At 72.7% G+C, this 13,677-nt stretch carries 12 protein-coding genes and 1 pseudogene; 12 read left to right on the top strand and 1 reads right to left on the bottom strand.

Features of this window, described 5'->3' with window-relative positions:
• Positions 1-33 precede the first annotated feature (33 nt).
• The 11 genes and pseudogenes from panD (at position 34) to ABD946_RS32410 (ending at position 10,069) form a co-directional block, all read left to right on the top strand.
• Positions 34-483, top strand: a complete 450-nt coding sequence (gene panD / locus ABD946_RS32460; protein ID WP_345289215.1) for an aspartate 1-decarboxylase — start codon at positions 34-36, stop codon at positions 481-483.
• A gap of 15 nt (positions 484-498) precedes the next feature.
• On the top strand, positions 499-2,160 hold the full coding sequence (locus ABD946_RS32455; protein ID WP_345289214.1) for an L-aspartate oxidase: 1,662 nt from the start codon (positions 499-501) through the stop codon (positions 2,158-2,160).
• A gap of 32 nt (positions 2,161-2,192) precedes the next feature.
• Positions 2,193-3,179 (top strand): carboxylating nicotinate-nucleotide diphosphorylase, encoded by a 987-nt coding sequence (gene nadC, locus ABD946_RS32450; protein WP_345289213.1) that lies wholly within the window; start codon positions 2,193-2,195, stop codon positions 3,177-3,179.
• 24 nt (positions 3,180-3,203) lie between these two features.
• Entirely contained in the window at positions 3,204-3,998 is a 795-nt protein-coding gene (locus ABD946_RS32445; protein ID WP_345289212.1) for a type III pantothenate kinase, read from the top strand.
• A 103-nt stretch (positions 3,999-4,101) separates the two neighbouring features.
• A complete protein-coding gene (locus ABD946_RS32440) occupies positions 4,102-4,776 on the top strand; it encodes a hypothetical protein (RefSeq protein WP_345289211.1) in 675 nt (224 codons plus the stop codon).
• Positions 4,777-5,021: 245 nt separating this feature from the next.
• The gene (locus ABD946_RS32435) at positions 5,022-6,710 is read left to right on the top strand and encodes a COG1361 family protein (protein WP_345289209.1); all 1,689 of its coding nucleotides are present in this window, start codon (positions 5,022-5,024) and stop codon (positions 6,708-6,710) included.
• A gap of 116 nt (positions 6,711-6,826) precedes the next feature.
• Positions 6,827-8,389, top strand: a pseudogene (gene lysX, locus ABD946_RS32430) (bifunctional lysylphosphatidylglycerol synthetase/lysine--tRNA ligase LysX); the annotation flags it as partial.
• Between the two features lie 4 nt (positions 8,390-8,393).
• Positions 8,394-8,543 carry a hypothetical protein gene (locus ABD946_RS32425; protein ID WP_345289208.1) on the top strand — a complete coding sequence of 50 codons (150 nt, stop codon included), beginning with the start codon at positions 8,394-8,396 and terminating at the stop codon, positions 8,541-8,543.
• A gap of 103 nt (positions 8,544-8,646) precedes the next feature.
• Positions 8,647-9,066 (top strand): BlaI/MecI/CopY family transcriptional regulator, encoded by a 420-nt coding sequence (locus ABD946_RS32420; protein ID WP_345289207.1) that lies wholly within the window; start codon positions 8,647-8,649, stop codon positions 9,064-9,066.
• A gap of 9 nt (positions 9,067-9,075) precedes the next feature.
• On the top strand, positions 9,076-9,603 hold the full coding sequence (locus ABD946_RS32415; RefSeq protein ID WP_345289205.1) for an amino-acid N-acetyltransferase: 528 nt from the start codon (positions 9,076-9,078) through the stop codon (positions 9,601-9,603).
• 115 nt (positions 9,604-9,718) lie between these two features.
• Positions 9,719-10,069, top strand: coding sequence for a histone-like nucleoid-structuring protein Lsr2 (locus ABD946_RS32410; protein WP_345289204.1), 351 nt, complete (start codon positions 9,719-9,721; stop codon positions 10,067-10,069).
• Between the two features lie 7 nt (positions 10,070-10,076).
• On the opposite strand, the gene ABD946_RS32405 is transcribed toward ABD946_RS32410, so the two are convergent.
• Positions 10,077-10,571 (bottom strand): hypothetical protein, encoded by a 495-nt coding sequence (locus tag ABD946_RS32405; protein WP_345289203.1) that lies wholly within the window; start codon positions 10,569-10,571, stop codon positions 10,077-10,079.
• Between the two features lie 451 nt (positions 10,572-11,022).
• Here ABD946_RS32405 and ABD946_RS32400 point away from each other — a divergent pair, with 451 nt between their 5' ends.
• Complete coding sequence (locus ABD946_RS32400; RefSeq protein WP_345289202.1) at positions 11,023-13,536, top strand: ATP-dependent Clp protease ATP-binding subunit; 2,514 nt, start codon at positions 11,023-11,025, stop codon at positions 13,534-13,536.
• Positions 13,537-13,677: the final 141 nt, after the last annotated feature.

Here is a 13,677-nt window from a genome sequence, read left to right as displayed (position 1 = left end):
CCTCAGGCATGCACTCACAGGAGGCGTGACCCAATGCTCCGCACCATGCTCAAGTCCAAGATCCACCGGGCCACCGTGACCCAGGCCGACCTGCACTACGTCGGCTCGGTCACGGTGGACGAGGACCTGCTCGACGCCGCGGACCTGCTCCCCGGCGAGCTGGTCCACATCGTCGACATCAACAACGGCGCCCGGCTGGAGACGTACACCATCGCCGGCCCGCGCGGCACCGGCGTCATAGGCATCAACGGCGCCGCCGCCCGCCTGGTCCACCCCGGAGACCTGGTCATCCTGATCGCCTACGGGCAGATGGAGACCGCCGAGGCCAAGGGCTACGTCCCGAAGGTGGTCTTCGTGGACGGCGACAACCGGATCACCGGCTACGGCACCGACGCCGCCGAGGCCCCCGAGGGCAGCGGGCTGCTGCGCGGGGACCGGGCGTACGGTGACGGGCACGGCGCGGCCACCGCCGCCGCGAGCTGAGGAGCAGTCAGAACCATGTCCGCAACGCACCGCCTCACCGCCCCCGCCCCGGGCTGGACCGCCACCACCGACGTGGTGGTGGTCGGCTCCGGCGTGGCCGGGCTGACCGTCGCGCTCAACGTCCGCAAGGCCGGCCTGCGGGCCACGGTGGTCACCAAGGCGCTGCTGGACGACGGCTCCACCCGCTGGGCCCAGGGCGGCGTGGCCGTCGTCCTGGGCGAGGGGGACACCCCCGCCCAGCACCTGGACGACACCCTGGTGGCCGGCGCCGGGCTCTGCGTCGAGGACGCCGTCCGGCGTCTGGTGACCGAGGGCCCGGACGCCGTCCGGCACCTGATCGCCGCCGGCGCCGCCTTCGACAAGGACGCCGACGGCGAGATCCTGCTGACCCGGGAAGGCGGCCACCACCGCCGCCGGATCGTGCACGCGGGCGGCGACGCCACCGGCGCCGAGATATCGCGCGCCCTGGTGCAGGCCGTCCGCTCGGACCCGGGCCTCGAACTCATCGAGCACGCCCTGGTGCTGGACCTGCTGACCGACCCGGACGGCCACGCGGCCGGCCTCACCCTGCACGTGATGGGCGAGGGCCAGCGGGACGGCGTCGGCGCCATCCGGGCCCGCGCGGTGGTGCTCGCCACCGGTGGCATGGGCCAGGTCTTCTCGGCCACCACCAACCCGGCGGTCTCCACCGGCGACGGCGTGGCGCTGGCGCTGCGGGCCGGGGCCGAGGTCACCGACCTGGAGTTCGTCCAGTTCCACCCCACCGTGCTCTGGCTCGGGCCGGAGGCCGAGGGTCAGCAGCCGCTGGTCTCCGAGGCGGTCCGCGGCGAGGGCGCCCACCTGGTGGACGCCGACGGCGTGCGCTTCATGCTCGGGCAGCACGAGCTGGCCGAGCTGGCCCCCCGGGACATCGTCGCCAAGGCGATCACCCGGCGGATGCAGGAGCAGGGCGCCGAGCACATGTACCTGGACGGGCGGCACTTCGGCGCCGAGATGTGGGCCGAGCGCTTCCCGACCATCCTGGCCTCCTGCCGCTCGCACGGGATCGACCCGGTCACCGAGCCGATCCCGGTCGCGCCCGCCGCGCACTACGCCTCCGGCGGCATCCGCACCGACCTCTCCGGCCGCACCACGGTGCCCGGCCTGTACGCCTGCGGCGAGGTGGCCTGCACCGGCGTGCACGGCGCCAACCGGCTGGCCTCCAACTCCCTGCTGGAGGGCCTGGTCTTCGCCGAGGCGATCGCCGCCGACCTGACGGAACGTCACACCGCCGGGGAGCTCCCCGAGCGCTCGGTGGACGTGGCCGCCGCCAAGGCCTGCGCGGCCGTGCCGCTGCTCGCCCCGGAGGCCCGGGCCGAGGTCCAGCGGCTGATGTCCACCGGCGCGGGCGTGCTGCGCTCGGCCGCCTCGATGGCCGGCGCGGCCGAGGGCCTGGCCGCACTGGCCGCCGACGCCCTGGCCCACGCCGCCGAGGAGAAGCCCGCCGACCCGCGGGTGGAGACCTGGGAGGCCACCAACCTCCACCTGGTCGCCACCGCCCTGGTGGCCGCCGCCGCGCTCCGCGAGGAGACCCGGGGCTGCCACTGGCGGGAGGACTTCCCGGACCGGGACGACCAGCGGTGGCAGCGCCACCTGACCACCACCCTCGACGTCGACGGCGCCCTGCGCACCGTCTGACGACCCCTCACCACCCCCTAGGAGCAGCACCGATGTCCCACGACCACGACCACGACGGCCACACCCACGCCGAGCTGCCGATGGCGGGCGGCTGCGGCGACGGCTGCGCCTGCGGCGACGGCGAGGCGTACGAGACCGGCCTGGACCCGGCGCTGGCCGAGCTGCTGGAGGCGGCCGGCCTGGACCCGGTCGAGGTCGAGGACATCGCCACCCTGGCGCTGGCCGAGGACCTGGCCGGCGGCGACGACGTCACCTCGGTCGCCACCGTGCCCGCCGAGGCCGTGGCCACCGCCGACTTCACGGCCCGTCAGGCCGGTGTGGTGGCGGGCCTGCGGATCGCCGAGGCCGTGGTCTCGCTGGTCTGCGAGGAGGAGTTCGAGGTCGAGCGGCACGTCGAGGACGGCGACCTGGTGGAGGCCGGCCAGGTGCTGCTCTCGGTCCGCGGCCGCACCCGCGACCTGCTGACCGCCGAGCGCAGCGCGCTCAACCTGCTCTGCCACCTGTCCGGCATCGCCACCGCCACCCGGGCCTGGGCCGACGCCCTGGAGGGCACCGGCGCGGCCGTCCGCGACACCCGCAAGACCCTGCCGGGCCTGCGCGCCCTGCAGAAGTACGCGGTCCGCGCGGGCGGCGGCGTCAACCACCGGATGGCGCTCTCCGACGCCGCCCTGGTGAAGGACAACCACGTGGTCGCCGCGGGCGGCGTGGCCGAGGCGTTCAACGCCGTCCGGGAGGCCTTCCCGCACCTGGACGTCGAGGTCGAGGTCGACCGCCTGGACCAGATCCCGCCGGTGCTGGAGGCGGGCGCCGACCTGATCCTGCTGGACAACTTCACCGTCCCGCAGCTGAAGGAGGCCGTCGAGCTGGTGAACGGCCGGGCCAAGCTGGAGGCCTCCGGCGGGCTGACCCTGGCCACCGCCCGCGAGGTCGCCCAGACTGGGGTCGACTACCTGGCCGTCGGCGCCCTCACCCACTCCTCGCCGGTGCTCGACATCGGCCTGGACCTCCGCTCCTCCTGACAACTCCTCACCAGAAGGCTCCCCGTGCTCCTCACCATCGACGTCGGCAACACCCAGACCACGCTCGGCCTGTTCGACGGCGAGGAGATCGTGGAGCACTGGCGGATCTCCACCGATCCTCGCCGCACCGCGGACGAACTCGCGGTGCTGATGCAGGGTCTGATGGGCTCCCACCCGGTCGTCTCGGCCGAGGACCGGGTGGAGGGCCTGGCCATCTGCTCCTCCGTCCCCGCGGTGCTGCACGAGCTGCGCGAGGTGACCCGCCGCTACTACGGCGACGTCCCCGCGGTGATCGTGGAGCCCGGGGTGAAGACCGGGGTGCACGTCCTGATGGACAACCCCAAGGAGGTCGGCGCGGACCGGATCGTCAACGCCCTGGCCGCCAACCACCTCTACGGCGGCCCGTGCATCGTGGTCGACTTCGGCACCGCCACCACCTTCGACGCCATCAACGAGCGGGGCGACTACGTCGGCGGAGCGATCGCCCCCGGCATCGAGATCTCGGTCGAGGCGCTCGGGGTGCGCGGCGCCCAGCTCCGCAAGATCGAGCTGGCCCGGCCCCGTAACGTGATCGGCAAGAACACCGTTGAAGGCATGCAGTCCGGCATCCTCTACGGCTTCGCCGGCCAGGTGGACGGCCTGGTCGACCGGATGGCCAAGGAGCTCAGCAAGGACCCGGACGACGTCCAGGTGATCGCCACCGGCGGCCTGGCCCCGCTGGTCCTCGGCGAGGCGAGCAGCATCGACGTGCACGAGCCCTGGCTCACCCTGATCGGCCTGCGCCTGGTCTACGAGCGCAACCGCCCGCAGACCGCCTGACCGCCCGTCAGGCCCCCGGTCGGATCAGCCCACCATCCGCCAATCGGGCCGACCACGAGCGCCAATCGCCATAAATCGGACGTACGCCACGTACTGTCGAGCCATGCCGACGCCACACGGATCCCGCGGCGGCATGGCCTTCAGCGCCGACGAAGTCCGCGTGCTGCGCCGTGCCCTCGCCCAAGCGCTGTACCCGGTCCACCTGCCCCACAGCCCGGCGGGCGAACTCTGGGCGGAGGACGTCCAGGAGGCCCTGCGCCTCGCCGAGGCGGTGGACGAGGCCGTCCAGGAGGGCGGCCGTCTGCGCACCTTCCTGCTGGCCGACCTGGCCCGCTACCGCACCGCCCTCCCGGGCAGTGCCAGCGGCTACCTGGAACGCCTGGAGGAGGCCATCGCCGACGGCTACCTCCCCACCGCCGAGGACCTCACCGCCCTGCGCGCGCTGACCCGGATGCCCTGCGGGGGCGGCGAACGCGCCCGCAGGTCCCGGCTGGCCGGGCGCTGCCACGCCCTCGCCGAGGCCGACGTCCGCGAACGCCTCGCCCTGAGCACCGGCCAGCGGCACCTCGCGGCCGTACCGAGCCCCGCCGCTCCCCCGAGCGACGGCACTCCCACCCCAGTAGGAGGACGGTTCCCGATGACCGAAGCCAAGCCCCCCGCCGACGGCCGCCCCCAGCCCCGCCGGATGCCCACCCCCGCCGAACTCTTCGGCCGCCGCAACCACCCGGAGCCGGCTCCCGCCCCCACCCAGGACGAGCTCGAACTCGCCACCGGCTGAGGGGAGGCCGGGGGAGGCCGGACAACCGGCCTCCCCCGACGGGGGGCTGACGTCACGACAGTTCCGCACCGGCGGGCCGCAGTTGGAGACGGGGGAAGGCGGCGGGCCGGACGAGGGCATAACGATTGCGCATACCGTGTGGCCGATTGTCCGCCCATGGTCATGATCACCCCTTTTGCCCTTCACCTTCCCGTGGTGTCCGGAACCTAGGGTGCTGGGGCGCACCCCGTGACCTAAGGACAGCAGTGGCCCCCACCCGCCCGGCCCGTTCGTTCGGGCTCGTCACCGCCCTCGCCCTCGCGGTGGCCGTCACCGCCCTCCCCGCCACCGCCGACGACCGGCCCCGGTTGGAGCTCTCGGGCCCCTCGGCGCTCGCGGTGGAGCCCGGCGCGAGCGCGGGCCTGCCGCTCTCGCTCCGGCTGCCGGGCGCGGAGACCGCCCGGGACGTGGTGCTCACCTTCGACACCGCCGGCCTGGCCGGGGTCGCCGGGCTGGGCGTCCGGGGGTGCACCGTCTCGGGCACCGTGCACAGCTGCCCCCGGCGGAGCGCGACCGGGCCGGCCGGCCTCGCCGACACCCCGGAGCTGACGGTCGCCAAGGGCGCCGTTCCGGGCTCCCGGGGCACCCTGCGGATCACCGCCACCGGCCCCGGCGCGGCCCCGGCCGCGCTGGAGGTGACCGTGTACGCGGGCGGCCCGCGGCTGACGGTCAAGCAGCTCCCGAAGGCCGAGCACGTCCCGCCGGGCAGCACCCTGGACACCGTCCTGGAGATCACCAACACCGGTTCGCTGCCCGCCCGCCGCATCCACCTGGTGATGCGCACCGACGAGCTGCTCAGCCTGGACCAGCGCTTCGCCAACTGCGAGTACGGCACCCGGCCCCGCGGCCCGGAGGGCGAGGGCAGCCGGCCCGCCACCACCGCGGTGATCTGCGCCGTCGACTCCACCGTGGCACCGGGCGAGACGGTCCGGCTGGACCCGGTCCGGGTCGGCGTCACCCCCGCCGCGTACGACGGCCGCGTCGCCTTCTCGGTGCTCGCCGACCAGGAGACCGGGACCGAACGGACGCGCCGCGAGCACGAGTTCACCCGCGGCTCGGGCCCCCGCCTGACGGTCGGCAAGCCGGAGGCGCCGGCCGCCGAGCCGGGCGGGCCGAGCCTGGCGGGCCTCCCGGGGCAGGACGGTGAGACCGAGCTGGCGGTCCTCGCCGAGAACAGCGCGGACTTCGAGGCCACCGGCAGGTGGGCCCCCGCCGCGGGCGGCCGCGGCGGGGTGCTGACCGTCGGGCTGCACAACAACGGCCCGGCCTCGATCGTCGACCGCACCGGCGGGGACGTGATGCCCACCGTCGGGTTCACCCTCCCCGCCGGGGCCCGGGCCGCCGCCGTCCCGGCGGGCTGCCGTCCGGGCGGCGACGGCCGCAGCTACAGCTGCCGGCAGGACAGCTGGGCCCCCAACGGCCTGCGGGCCCGCTACGACTTCCCGCTGGAGCTCTCCGCCGGGGCCGGCGGCACCGGGCTCACCGTCGCGCTGCGGAACTCCGTCGCCCACGGCGAGCCGGGGCGCGCCTCGGCCGCGATGAGCTGGGACCACAACCCCGCCAACGACCTGGTCGAGGTCCGGCTCGCCGAAGCGGCCTCCAGCGCCCCGCCGTCCACCGCCCCGTCCCCGGCCGCCCACGCCGCGCCGGACTCCTCCGCCACCCCGGCGCCGAGTGCCTCCGCGCCCGCCCCCGGCGGCGGAGCGGACACCCCCGCCCGGGGCCCCGCCGCCCCGCACGCCCCGGCCGGCGCCCCGCTCGCCTCCACCGGCGGCGGTGCCTCGGCCGGCCCGACGGCCGCCGCCGGCGGGGCGGCGTTCACCCTCGGCGCGGTCCTGCTGGTGGTGGTGGCCCGCCGCCGCCGGGCCGGCACCCACCGCCGCCGGCGCGCCTGAGGGCCCGGCCACCGGGCGGGCGCGGCGGCCGCGCGACACCCCCGGGGCCGCTGCCGTCATCCCGGGGCCGGGCGGCCCGTAACGGTCGATACCCTGGTGTGGTGAGCGATCAGATCAGCGTCCCCGCGACCGACGACCTCCCCGAGCAGATGCGCGTCCGGCGCGAGAAGCTGGACCGGCTCCGGGCCGCCGGCATCGACCCGTACCCGGTCGGCTTCCCCCGCACCACCACCATCGCCGACCTGCGTGCCAAGCACCCCGACCTGGAGCCGGACACCGCGACCGGCGAGCGGGTCGGCGTGACCGGCCGCGTGGTGCTGGCCCGGACGGGCGGCAAGCTCTGCTTCGCCACCCTGCGGGACGGCTCCGGCGACCTCCAGGTGATGTTCTCCCTGGACAAGCTGGGCCCGGAGCGGCTGGCGGCGTGGAAGTCCGACATCGACCTGGGCGACCAGGTGGGCGTCGAGGGCGAGGTGATCACCTCCAAGCGCGGCGAGCTGAGCGTCATGGTGGACCGCTGGGAGCTGACCGCCAAGTGCCTGCGCCCGCTGCCCGACAAGCACAAGGGCCTGACCGACCCGGAGGCCCGGGTCCGCCAGCGGTACGTCGACCTGATCGTCAATCAGGAGGCGCGCGACGTCCTCTACCTGCGCTCCAAGGTGGTCCGCTCGATCCGCCGCACCTACGAGGAGCGCGGCTACATCGAGGTCGAGACCCCGATGCTGCAGCCGGTGCACGGCGGCGCCAACGCCCGCCCGTTCACCACCCACATCAACGCGTACGACATCGACCTCTTCCTGCGCATCGCCCCGGAGCTGTACCTCAAGCGACTGGTGGTCGGCGGCGCCGAGAAGGTCTTCGAGATCAACCGCAACTTCCGCAACGAGGGCGCCGACTCCACCCACAACCCGGAGTTCACCTCGCTGGAGTCGTACGAGGCCTACGGCGACTACGACACCCAGGCCGAGCTGATCCGCGCCACCATCGTGAACGCGGCCCGGGACGCGCTGGGCACCACCGTGGTGCGCGGCATCGGCCCGGACGGCGAGGAGCACGAGATCGACCTGGCCGAGCCGTGGGAGGAGGTCCGGGTCTACCCGGGCATCTCCGCGCACCTGGGCACCGAGGTCACCCCGGACACCTCCGTGGAGGAGCTGCGGGCGCTGGCCGAGAAGGCCGGCATCCCGTTCGAGAAGGACTGGGGCCACGGCCAGATCGTGCTGGAGATGGTGGAGCGCCTGCTGGAGCACCACGCGATCAAGCCGACCTTCATCAAGGACTACCCGACCGAGGTCTCCCCGCTGACCCGTCAGCACCGCTCGGAGCCGGGCGTGGCCGAGAAGTGGGACCTGGTCATCTTCGGCACCGAGATCGGCACCGCCTACTCGGAGCTGGTCGACCCGGTCGAGCAGCGGGCCCGGCTCACCGCGCAGTCGCTGCTGGCGGCCGGCGGCGACGTCGAGGCGATGCAGGTGGACGAGGACTTCCTGCGCGCGCTGGAGTACGCGATGCCGCCGACCGGTGGCCTCGGCCTCGGCGTGGACCGCCTGATCATGCTGCTGACCGGCAAGAACATCCGCGAGACGGTGCTCTTCCCGATCGTGAAGCCCGACCTGGGCGGGGCACCGAAGAACCCCAAGGGCGCCGGCGACGACGCCACCGGCTCTGACGAGGAGTGACCCGATGGACTACGTGAGCGCGATCGTTCCCCCGCTGGTGATGGCGATCGGCTTCGGCTTCCTGGTGCGGGCCATCATCCGCTCCCAGGGCGGCGCCCAGCGCGCCAAGGAGGACGCCGCCGCCGACGCGCTGGCACCCCGGAACGCCGAATAACCGGACGCCCCCTGACGCGCCGTCACCCTTCGGGGTGGCGGCGCGCCGCTTTGCACCGGATAAGCAAAATTTGTCCGGTTCTCCCCCCTATCCTGGCCGGACTATGGTGCGGCAACTCGGAGAACTCGAGAACGCCATCATGACCCGGGTCTGGCGGTGGAACCGGCCGGTCACCGTTCGCGAGGTTCTGCTGGATCTGCGGGAGGAACGCGAAATCGCGTACACCACCGTCATGACGGTGCTCGACAAGCTCCACAGAAAGGGCTGGCTCCGCCGCGAGCGGGCCGGCCGGGCCTATGTGTACGAGCCGGTCTCCTCCCGGGAGGCGTACACCGCGGCCCTGATGAACGACGCCTGGGCAACCAGCGACAATCCCGCGGCGGCCCTGGTGCACTTCTTCGGCCTGATGTCCCCGGAGCAGCGCGAGGCACTCCGCGACGCCCTGCGGGTCACCGACCCCGACTCCGCGCAGGCGGGGGAGGAAGGGGATACCGGCGAGACCGGGCGGCCCCGGGCGCGATAGCGTCCCGCCATGGAGGTCACCATCCGCCGGGCGCGGACCAGCGACGTGCGTGCCGTTCGGCGGCTGATCGACGGCTACGCGCGCAACGGCATTCTGCTCGACAAGCCGACCGTCACACTGTTCGAGTCCGTCCAGGAGTTCTGGGTCGCGGAACGCGACGAGGACGGACTGGTCGTCGCCTGCGGTGCCCTGCACGTGATGTGGGAGGACCTGGCCGAGGTGCGCACCCTCGCGGTGGACCCGGTCTGCCACGGTCAGGGCATCGGACACCTGCTGCTGGAGAAGCTGGTGGCCACCGCCCGCTGGCTCGGCGTCCGTCGGATTTTCTGCCTGACGTTCGAGGTCCCCTTCTTCGCGAAACACGGTTTCGTGGAGATCGGCGAAACCGACGACGGTACCTCAGACCCGGCGGCCATCGCTACGGATGTCTATGAGGAGCTTCTACGTTCGTACGACGAAGGTGTCGCGGAGTTCCTCGACCTGGAGCGTGTGAAGCCCAACACGCTGGGCAACTCGCGCATGCTGCTGCGCCTCTGAACACGTACGGAACAGGCCATCGGACACCTTCGGAGCAGCCAGGGGTTTGTGTTTTCACGGAAAAGACGCTTTCCTTTCCTCAGGCAATGGGTCGTTTACACGGAAAGGGAAGCCCGTGGCACAGAGGGTGCAGGTCATTCTTGAAGACGATCTCGACGGCGGTTCGGCGGACGAGACCGTGACGTTCGCCCTGGACGGCGTGGCCTACGAGATCGACCTGAAGAGCGCGAACGCGGACAAGCTGCGCGGGCTGCTGGCCCCGTACGTGGACAAGGGCCGCAAGCAGAGCGGTCGCCTGGCCGGTGGCCGGCGCAGCGCGGGCCGAAGCACGGGCCGCCCGGCGGCCGGCGCCCCGGACACCGCCAAGATCCGCGCCTGGGCGAAGGAGAACGGCTACGAGGTCAACGACCGCGGCCGCGTCCCGAGCAACGTGCGCGAGGCGTACGAGCGGGAGAACCCGTCCTGACCCTCCGTCAGGGCGCCAGGCCCAGCCGGGCCCGGGCGCAGGCGTCGGCCAGGCAGTCCAGCAGGCGGAGCAGGTCCGGCGAGCGCAGGTCCAGGCCCGGTCCGTGCCCGCCGTGACGCAGCCAGACCGCCCGTCGGTCATCGGGGCGCGGAGGGTCCTCCTCCGCGCCCCGCGGCCGTACCCCGGCCCGGGGCGGACCGGGGCGGTCCGCCCGCGGCGGCCTGGGCGGCGGCACCCTGGGCTCCCCGGCCGTCAGCGGCACCAGGTCGAGGCCGAGCCCGGGGCCCCAGCCCAGCCAGTCCAGGAGCTCCGGCACCTGCTCGGCGGTGCCCGGGGCGAGCAGGAAGACGGCCCGGCGGCCGCGGGCCAGCACCGGCCCGGTGGGCCGCCCCAGCCGGTCCAGCCGGCCGAGCGCGGCCAGCCCGGCGGGGCGGGCCAGTTCGACCCGGTCCGAGCCGAGCAGCACCGCGGCGGCCGCTGTCCGGCCCGGCTGGACGGTCATGGGCTGTGCAACGCTGGAGGGGCACGGCGGTCACGCGGGCACCACCCGGACGGCCCCCGGCCCGAGCTGATCCCCCGTCACCCCGGGGGGACTTCTCGCCAGGCGAACACCGCCACCGGGGAAACTGCGCGAAACTCGCCGGAATACCGGGTATGAATGCAGGTGGGTGGGGCAGAGGGCCCCGGCCGAGCAGATCGCGGGGCCTACCGACGCGTCCACGACGGACCTTGTTCGCCGTTGGCGTAGCGGAATCGGGTGCATCGGGCCCGACCGTGGGAACACCGTCACCCAGCATCAGGTTGGGAATGGTGTCGGCTGGTCGCGCAGCTGATAAGGGCTCCACGCGAGTGGAGCCGATCCGTGAGCCGCGCCGCTGAGCGGGACTAGCATGCGGAAGGACAGGGCGGGGACAGTCCCCGAACTGCCCGACCGCTCTGAGGAGCGATAAACGATGTTCGAGAGGTTCACCGACCGCGCGCGGCGGGTTGTCGTCCTGGCTCAGGAAGAAGCCCGGATGCTCAACCACAACTACATCGGCACCGAGCACATCCTCCTGGGTCTGATCCACGAGGGCGAGGGCGTCGCCGCCAAGGCCCTGGAGAGCCTCGGGATCTCCCTGGAGGCCGTCCGCCAGCAGGTCGAGGAGATCATCGGCCAGGGCCAGCAGGCCCCGTCCGGCCACATCCCCTTCACCCCGCGGGCGAAGAAGGTGCTGGAGCTTTCGCTCCGCGAGGCCCTCCAGCTCGGTCACAACTACATCGGCACCGAGCACATCCTGCTCGGCCTCATCCGCGAGGGCGAGGGCGTCGCCGCCCAGGTCCTGGTGAAGCTCGGCGCCGACCTCAACCGGGTGCGCCAGCAGGTCATCCAGCTGCTCTCCGGCTACCAGTCCGGCGGCAAGGAGTCGGCGACCGCCGGCGGCCCGGCCGAGGGCACCCCCTCCACCTCGCTGGTCCTGGACCAGTTCGGGCGCAACCTCACCCAGGCCGCCCGCGAGGCCAAGCTCGACCCGGTCATCGGGCGCGAGAAGGAGATCGAGCGGGTCATGCAGGTGCTGTCCCGCCGCACCAAGAACAACCCCGTGCTGATCGGTGAGCCCGGCGTCGGCAAGACCGCCGTGGTCGAGGGCCTGGCCCAGGCCATCGTCAAGGGCGAGGTTCCCGAGACGCTCAAGGACAAGCAGCTCTACACCCTGGACCTCGGCGCGCTGGTCGCGGGCTCCCGCTACCGCGGTGACTTCGAGGAGCGCCTGAAGAAGGTGCTCAAGGAGATCCGCACCCGCGGCGACATCATCCTGTTCATCGACGAGCTGCACACCCTGGTCGGCGCGGGCGCCGCCGAGGGCGCGATCGACGCCGCGTCGATCCTCAAGCCGATGCTGGCCCGCGGTGAGCTCCAGACCATCGGTGCCACCACGCTGGACGAGTACCGCAAGCACCTGGAGAAGGACGCCGCGCTGGAGCGCCGCTTCCAGCCGATCCAGGTCGCCGAGCCCTCGCTGCCGCACACCATCGAGATCCTCAAGGGCCTGCGGGACCGCTACGAGGCGCACCACCGGGTGTCGATCACCGACGCCGCGCTGGTCGCCGCCGCGACCCTGGCCGACCGGTACATCTCGGACCGCTTCCTGCCGGACAAGGCGATCGACCTGATCGACGAGGCCGGCTCCCGGATGCGCATCCGCCGGATGACCGCGCCGCCGGACCTGCGCGAGTTCGACGAGAAGATCGCCGACGTGCGCCGGGAGAAGGAGAGCGCGATCGACGCGCAGGACTTCGAGAAGGCCGCCTCGCTGCGCGACGACGAGAAGCAGCTCCTCACCGCGAAGGCGAAGCGGGAGAAGGAGTGGAAGGCCGGCGACATGGACGTCGTCGCGGAGGTGGACGAGGAGCTCATCGCCGAGGTCCTGGCCACCGCCACCGGCATCCCGGTCTTCAAGCTGACCGAGGAGGAGTCCTCCCGCCTGCTGCGCATGGAGGACGAGCTGCACAAGCGCGTCATCGGCCAGAAGGACGCCATCAAGGCGCTCTCCCAGGCGATCCGGCGCACCCGTGCGGGCCTCAAGGACCCGAAGCGTCCCGGCGGTTCGTTCATCTTCGCCGGCCCGTCCGGTGTCGGTAAGACCGAGCTGTCCAAGACGCTGGCCGAGTTCCTGTTCGGCGACGAGGACGCGCTGATCTCGCTCGACATGTCGGAGTTCTCGGAGAAGCACACCGTCTCGCGGCTGTTCGGCTCCCCGCCCGGCTACGTCGGGTACGAGGAGGGCGGCCAGCTCACCGAGAAGGTGCGGCGCAAGCCGTTCTCCGTCGTCCTCTTCGACGAGGTCGAGAAGGCGCACCCGGACATCTTCAACTCGCTGCTGCAGATCCTGGAGGACGGTCGCCTGACCGACTCCCAGGGCCGGGTGGTCGACTTCAAGAACACCGTCATCATCATGACCACCAACCTCGGCACCCGGGACATCTCCAAGGGCTTCAACCTCGGCTTCGCGGCCACGGGTGACAGCACCACCGGGTACGAGCGGATGAAGGCGAAGGTCGGCGAGGAGCTCAAGCAGCACTTCCGCCCCGAGTTCCTGAACCGCGTCGACGACATCGTGGTGTTCCACCAGCTGTCCGAGGACGACATCATCCAGATCGTCGACCTGATGATCGACAAGGTGGACGGCCGCCTCAAGGACCGCGACATGGGCCTGGAGCTCAGCGTCGAGGCCAAGAAGCTGCTGGCGAAGCGCGGTTACGACCCGATCCTGGGTGCCCGTCCGCTGCGCCGCACCATCCAGCGCGACATCGAGGACCACCTGTCCGAGAAGATCCTCTTCGGCGAGCTGCGCGCCGGCCACATCGTGGTCGTCGGCGTCGAGGGCGAGGGCAAGGAAGCGAAGTTCACCTTCCGCGGCGAGGAGAAGTCCCCCGTGGCCGACTCCCCGGCCGCCGTGACGGCGGGTCCGGACCTCACCAAGTAAGGTTTGTTGCACGTTCCGAAAGGGCCCCCGCACCGGTCATAACACCGGTGCGGGGGCCCTTTCGTTATGCCCGCCGCTTCATCTCCAGGTCACAATTCCTGTGATGAACCGCACGCCGATCCCCGCCGTTCGACGGGTGGC

Origin of the sequence: Kitasatospora albolonga, from assembly GCF_039535905.1 — a bacterium.
Taxonomy (GTDB): Bacteria; Actinomycetota; Actinomycetes; order Streptomycetales; family Streptomycetaceae; genus Kitasatospora; species Kitasatospora albolonga.
Note: the sequence above shows the minus strand (reverse complement) of the source record. Positions and strands in the feature narration are given on the sequence as shown.

Excerpts from the sequence above, each read along its gene's own strand:
- ABD946_RS32440 (WP_345289211.1), top strand. The coding sequence starts at position 4,102 with ATGCCGACGCCACACGGATCCCGCGGCGGCATGGCCTTCAGCGCCGAC.
- ABD946_RS32415 (WP_345289205.1), top strand. The coding sequence starts at position 9,076 with ATGGAGGTCACCATCCGCCGGGCGCGGACCAGCGACGTGCGTGCCGTT.
- ABD946_RS32405 (WP_345289203.1), bottom strand. The coding sequence starts at position 10,571 with ATGACCGTCCAGCCGGGCCGGACAGCGGCCGCCGCGGTGCTGCTCGGC.
- nadC (WP_345289213.1), top strand. The coding sequence starts at position 2,193 with ATGTCCCACGACCACGACCACGACGGCCACACCCACGCCGAGCTGCCG.
- panD (WP_345289215.1), top strand. The coding sequence starts at position 34 with ATGCTCCGCACCATGCTCAAGTCCAAGATCCACCGGGCCACCGTGACC.
- ABD946_RS32455 (WP_345289214.1), top strand. The coding sequence starts at position 499 with ATGTCCGCAACGCACCGCCTCACCGCCCCCGCCCCGGGCTGGACCGCC.
- ABD946_RS32420 (WP_345289207.1), top strand. The coding sequence starts at position 8,647 with ATGGTGCGGCAACTCGGAGAACTCGAGAACGCCATCATGACCCGGGTC.
- ABD946_RS32400 (WP_345289202.1), top strand. The coding sequence starts at position 11,023 with ATGTTCGAGAGGTTCACCGACCGCGCGCGGCGGGTTGTCGTCCTGGCT.
- ABD946_RS32425 (WP_345289208.1), top strand. The coding sequence starts at position 8,394 with ATGGACTACGTGAGCGCGATCGTTCCCCCGCTGGTGATGGCGATCGGC.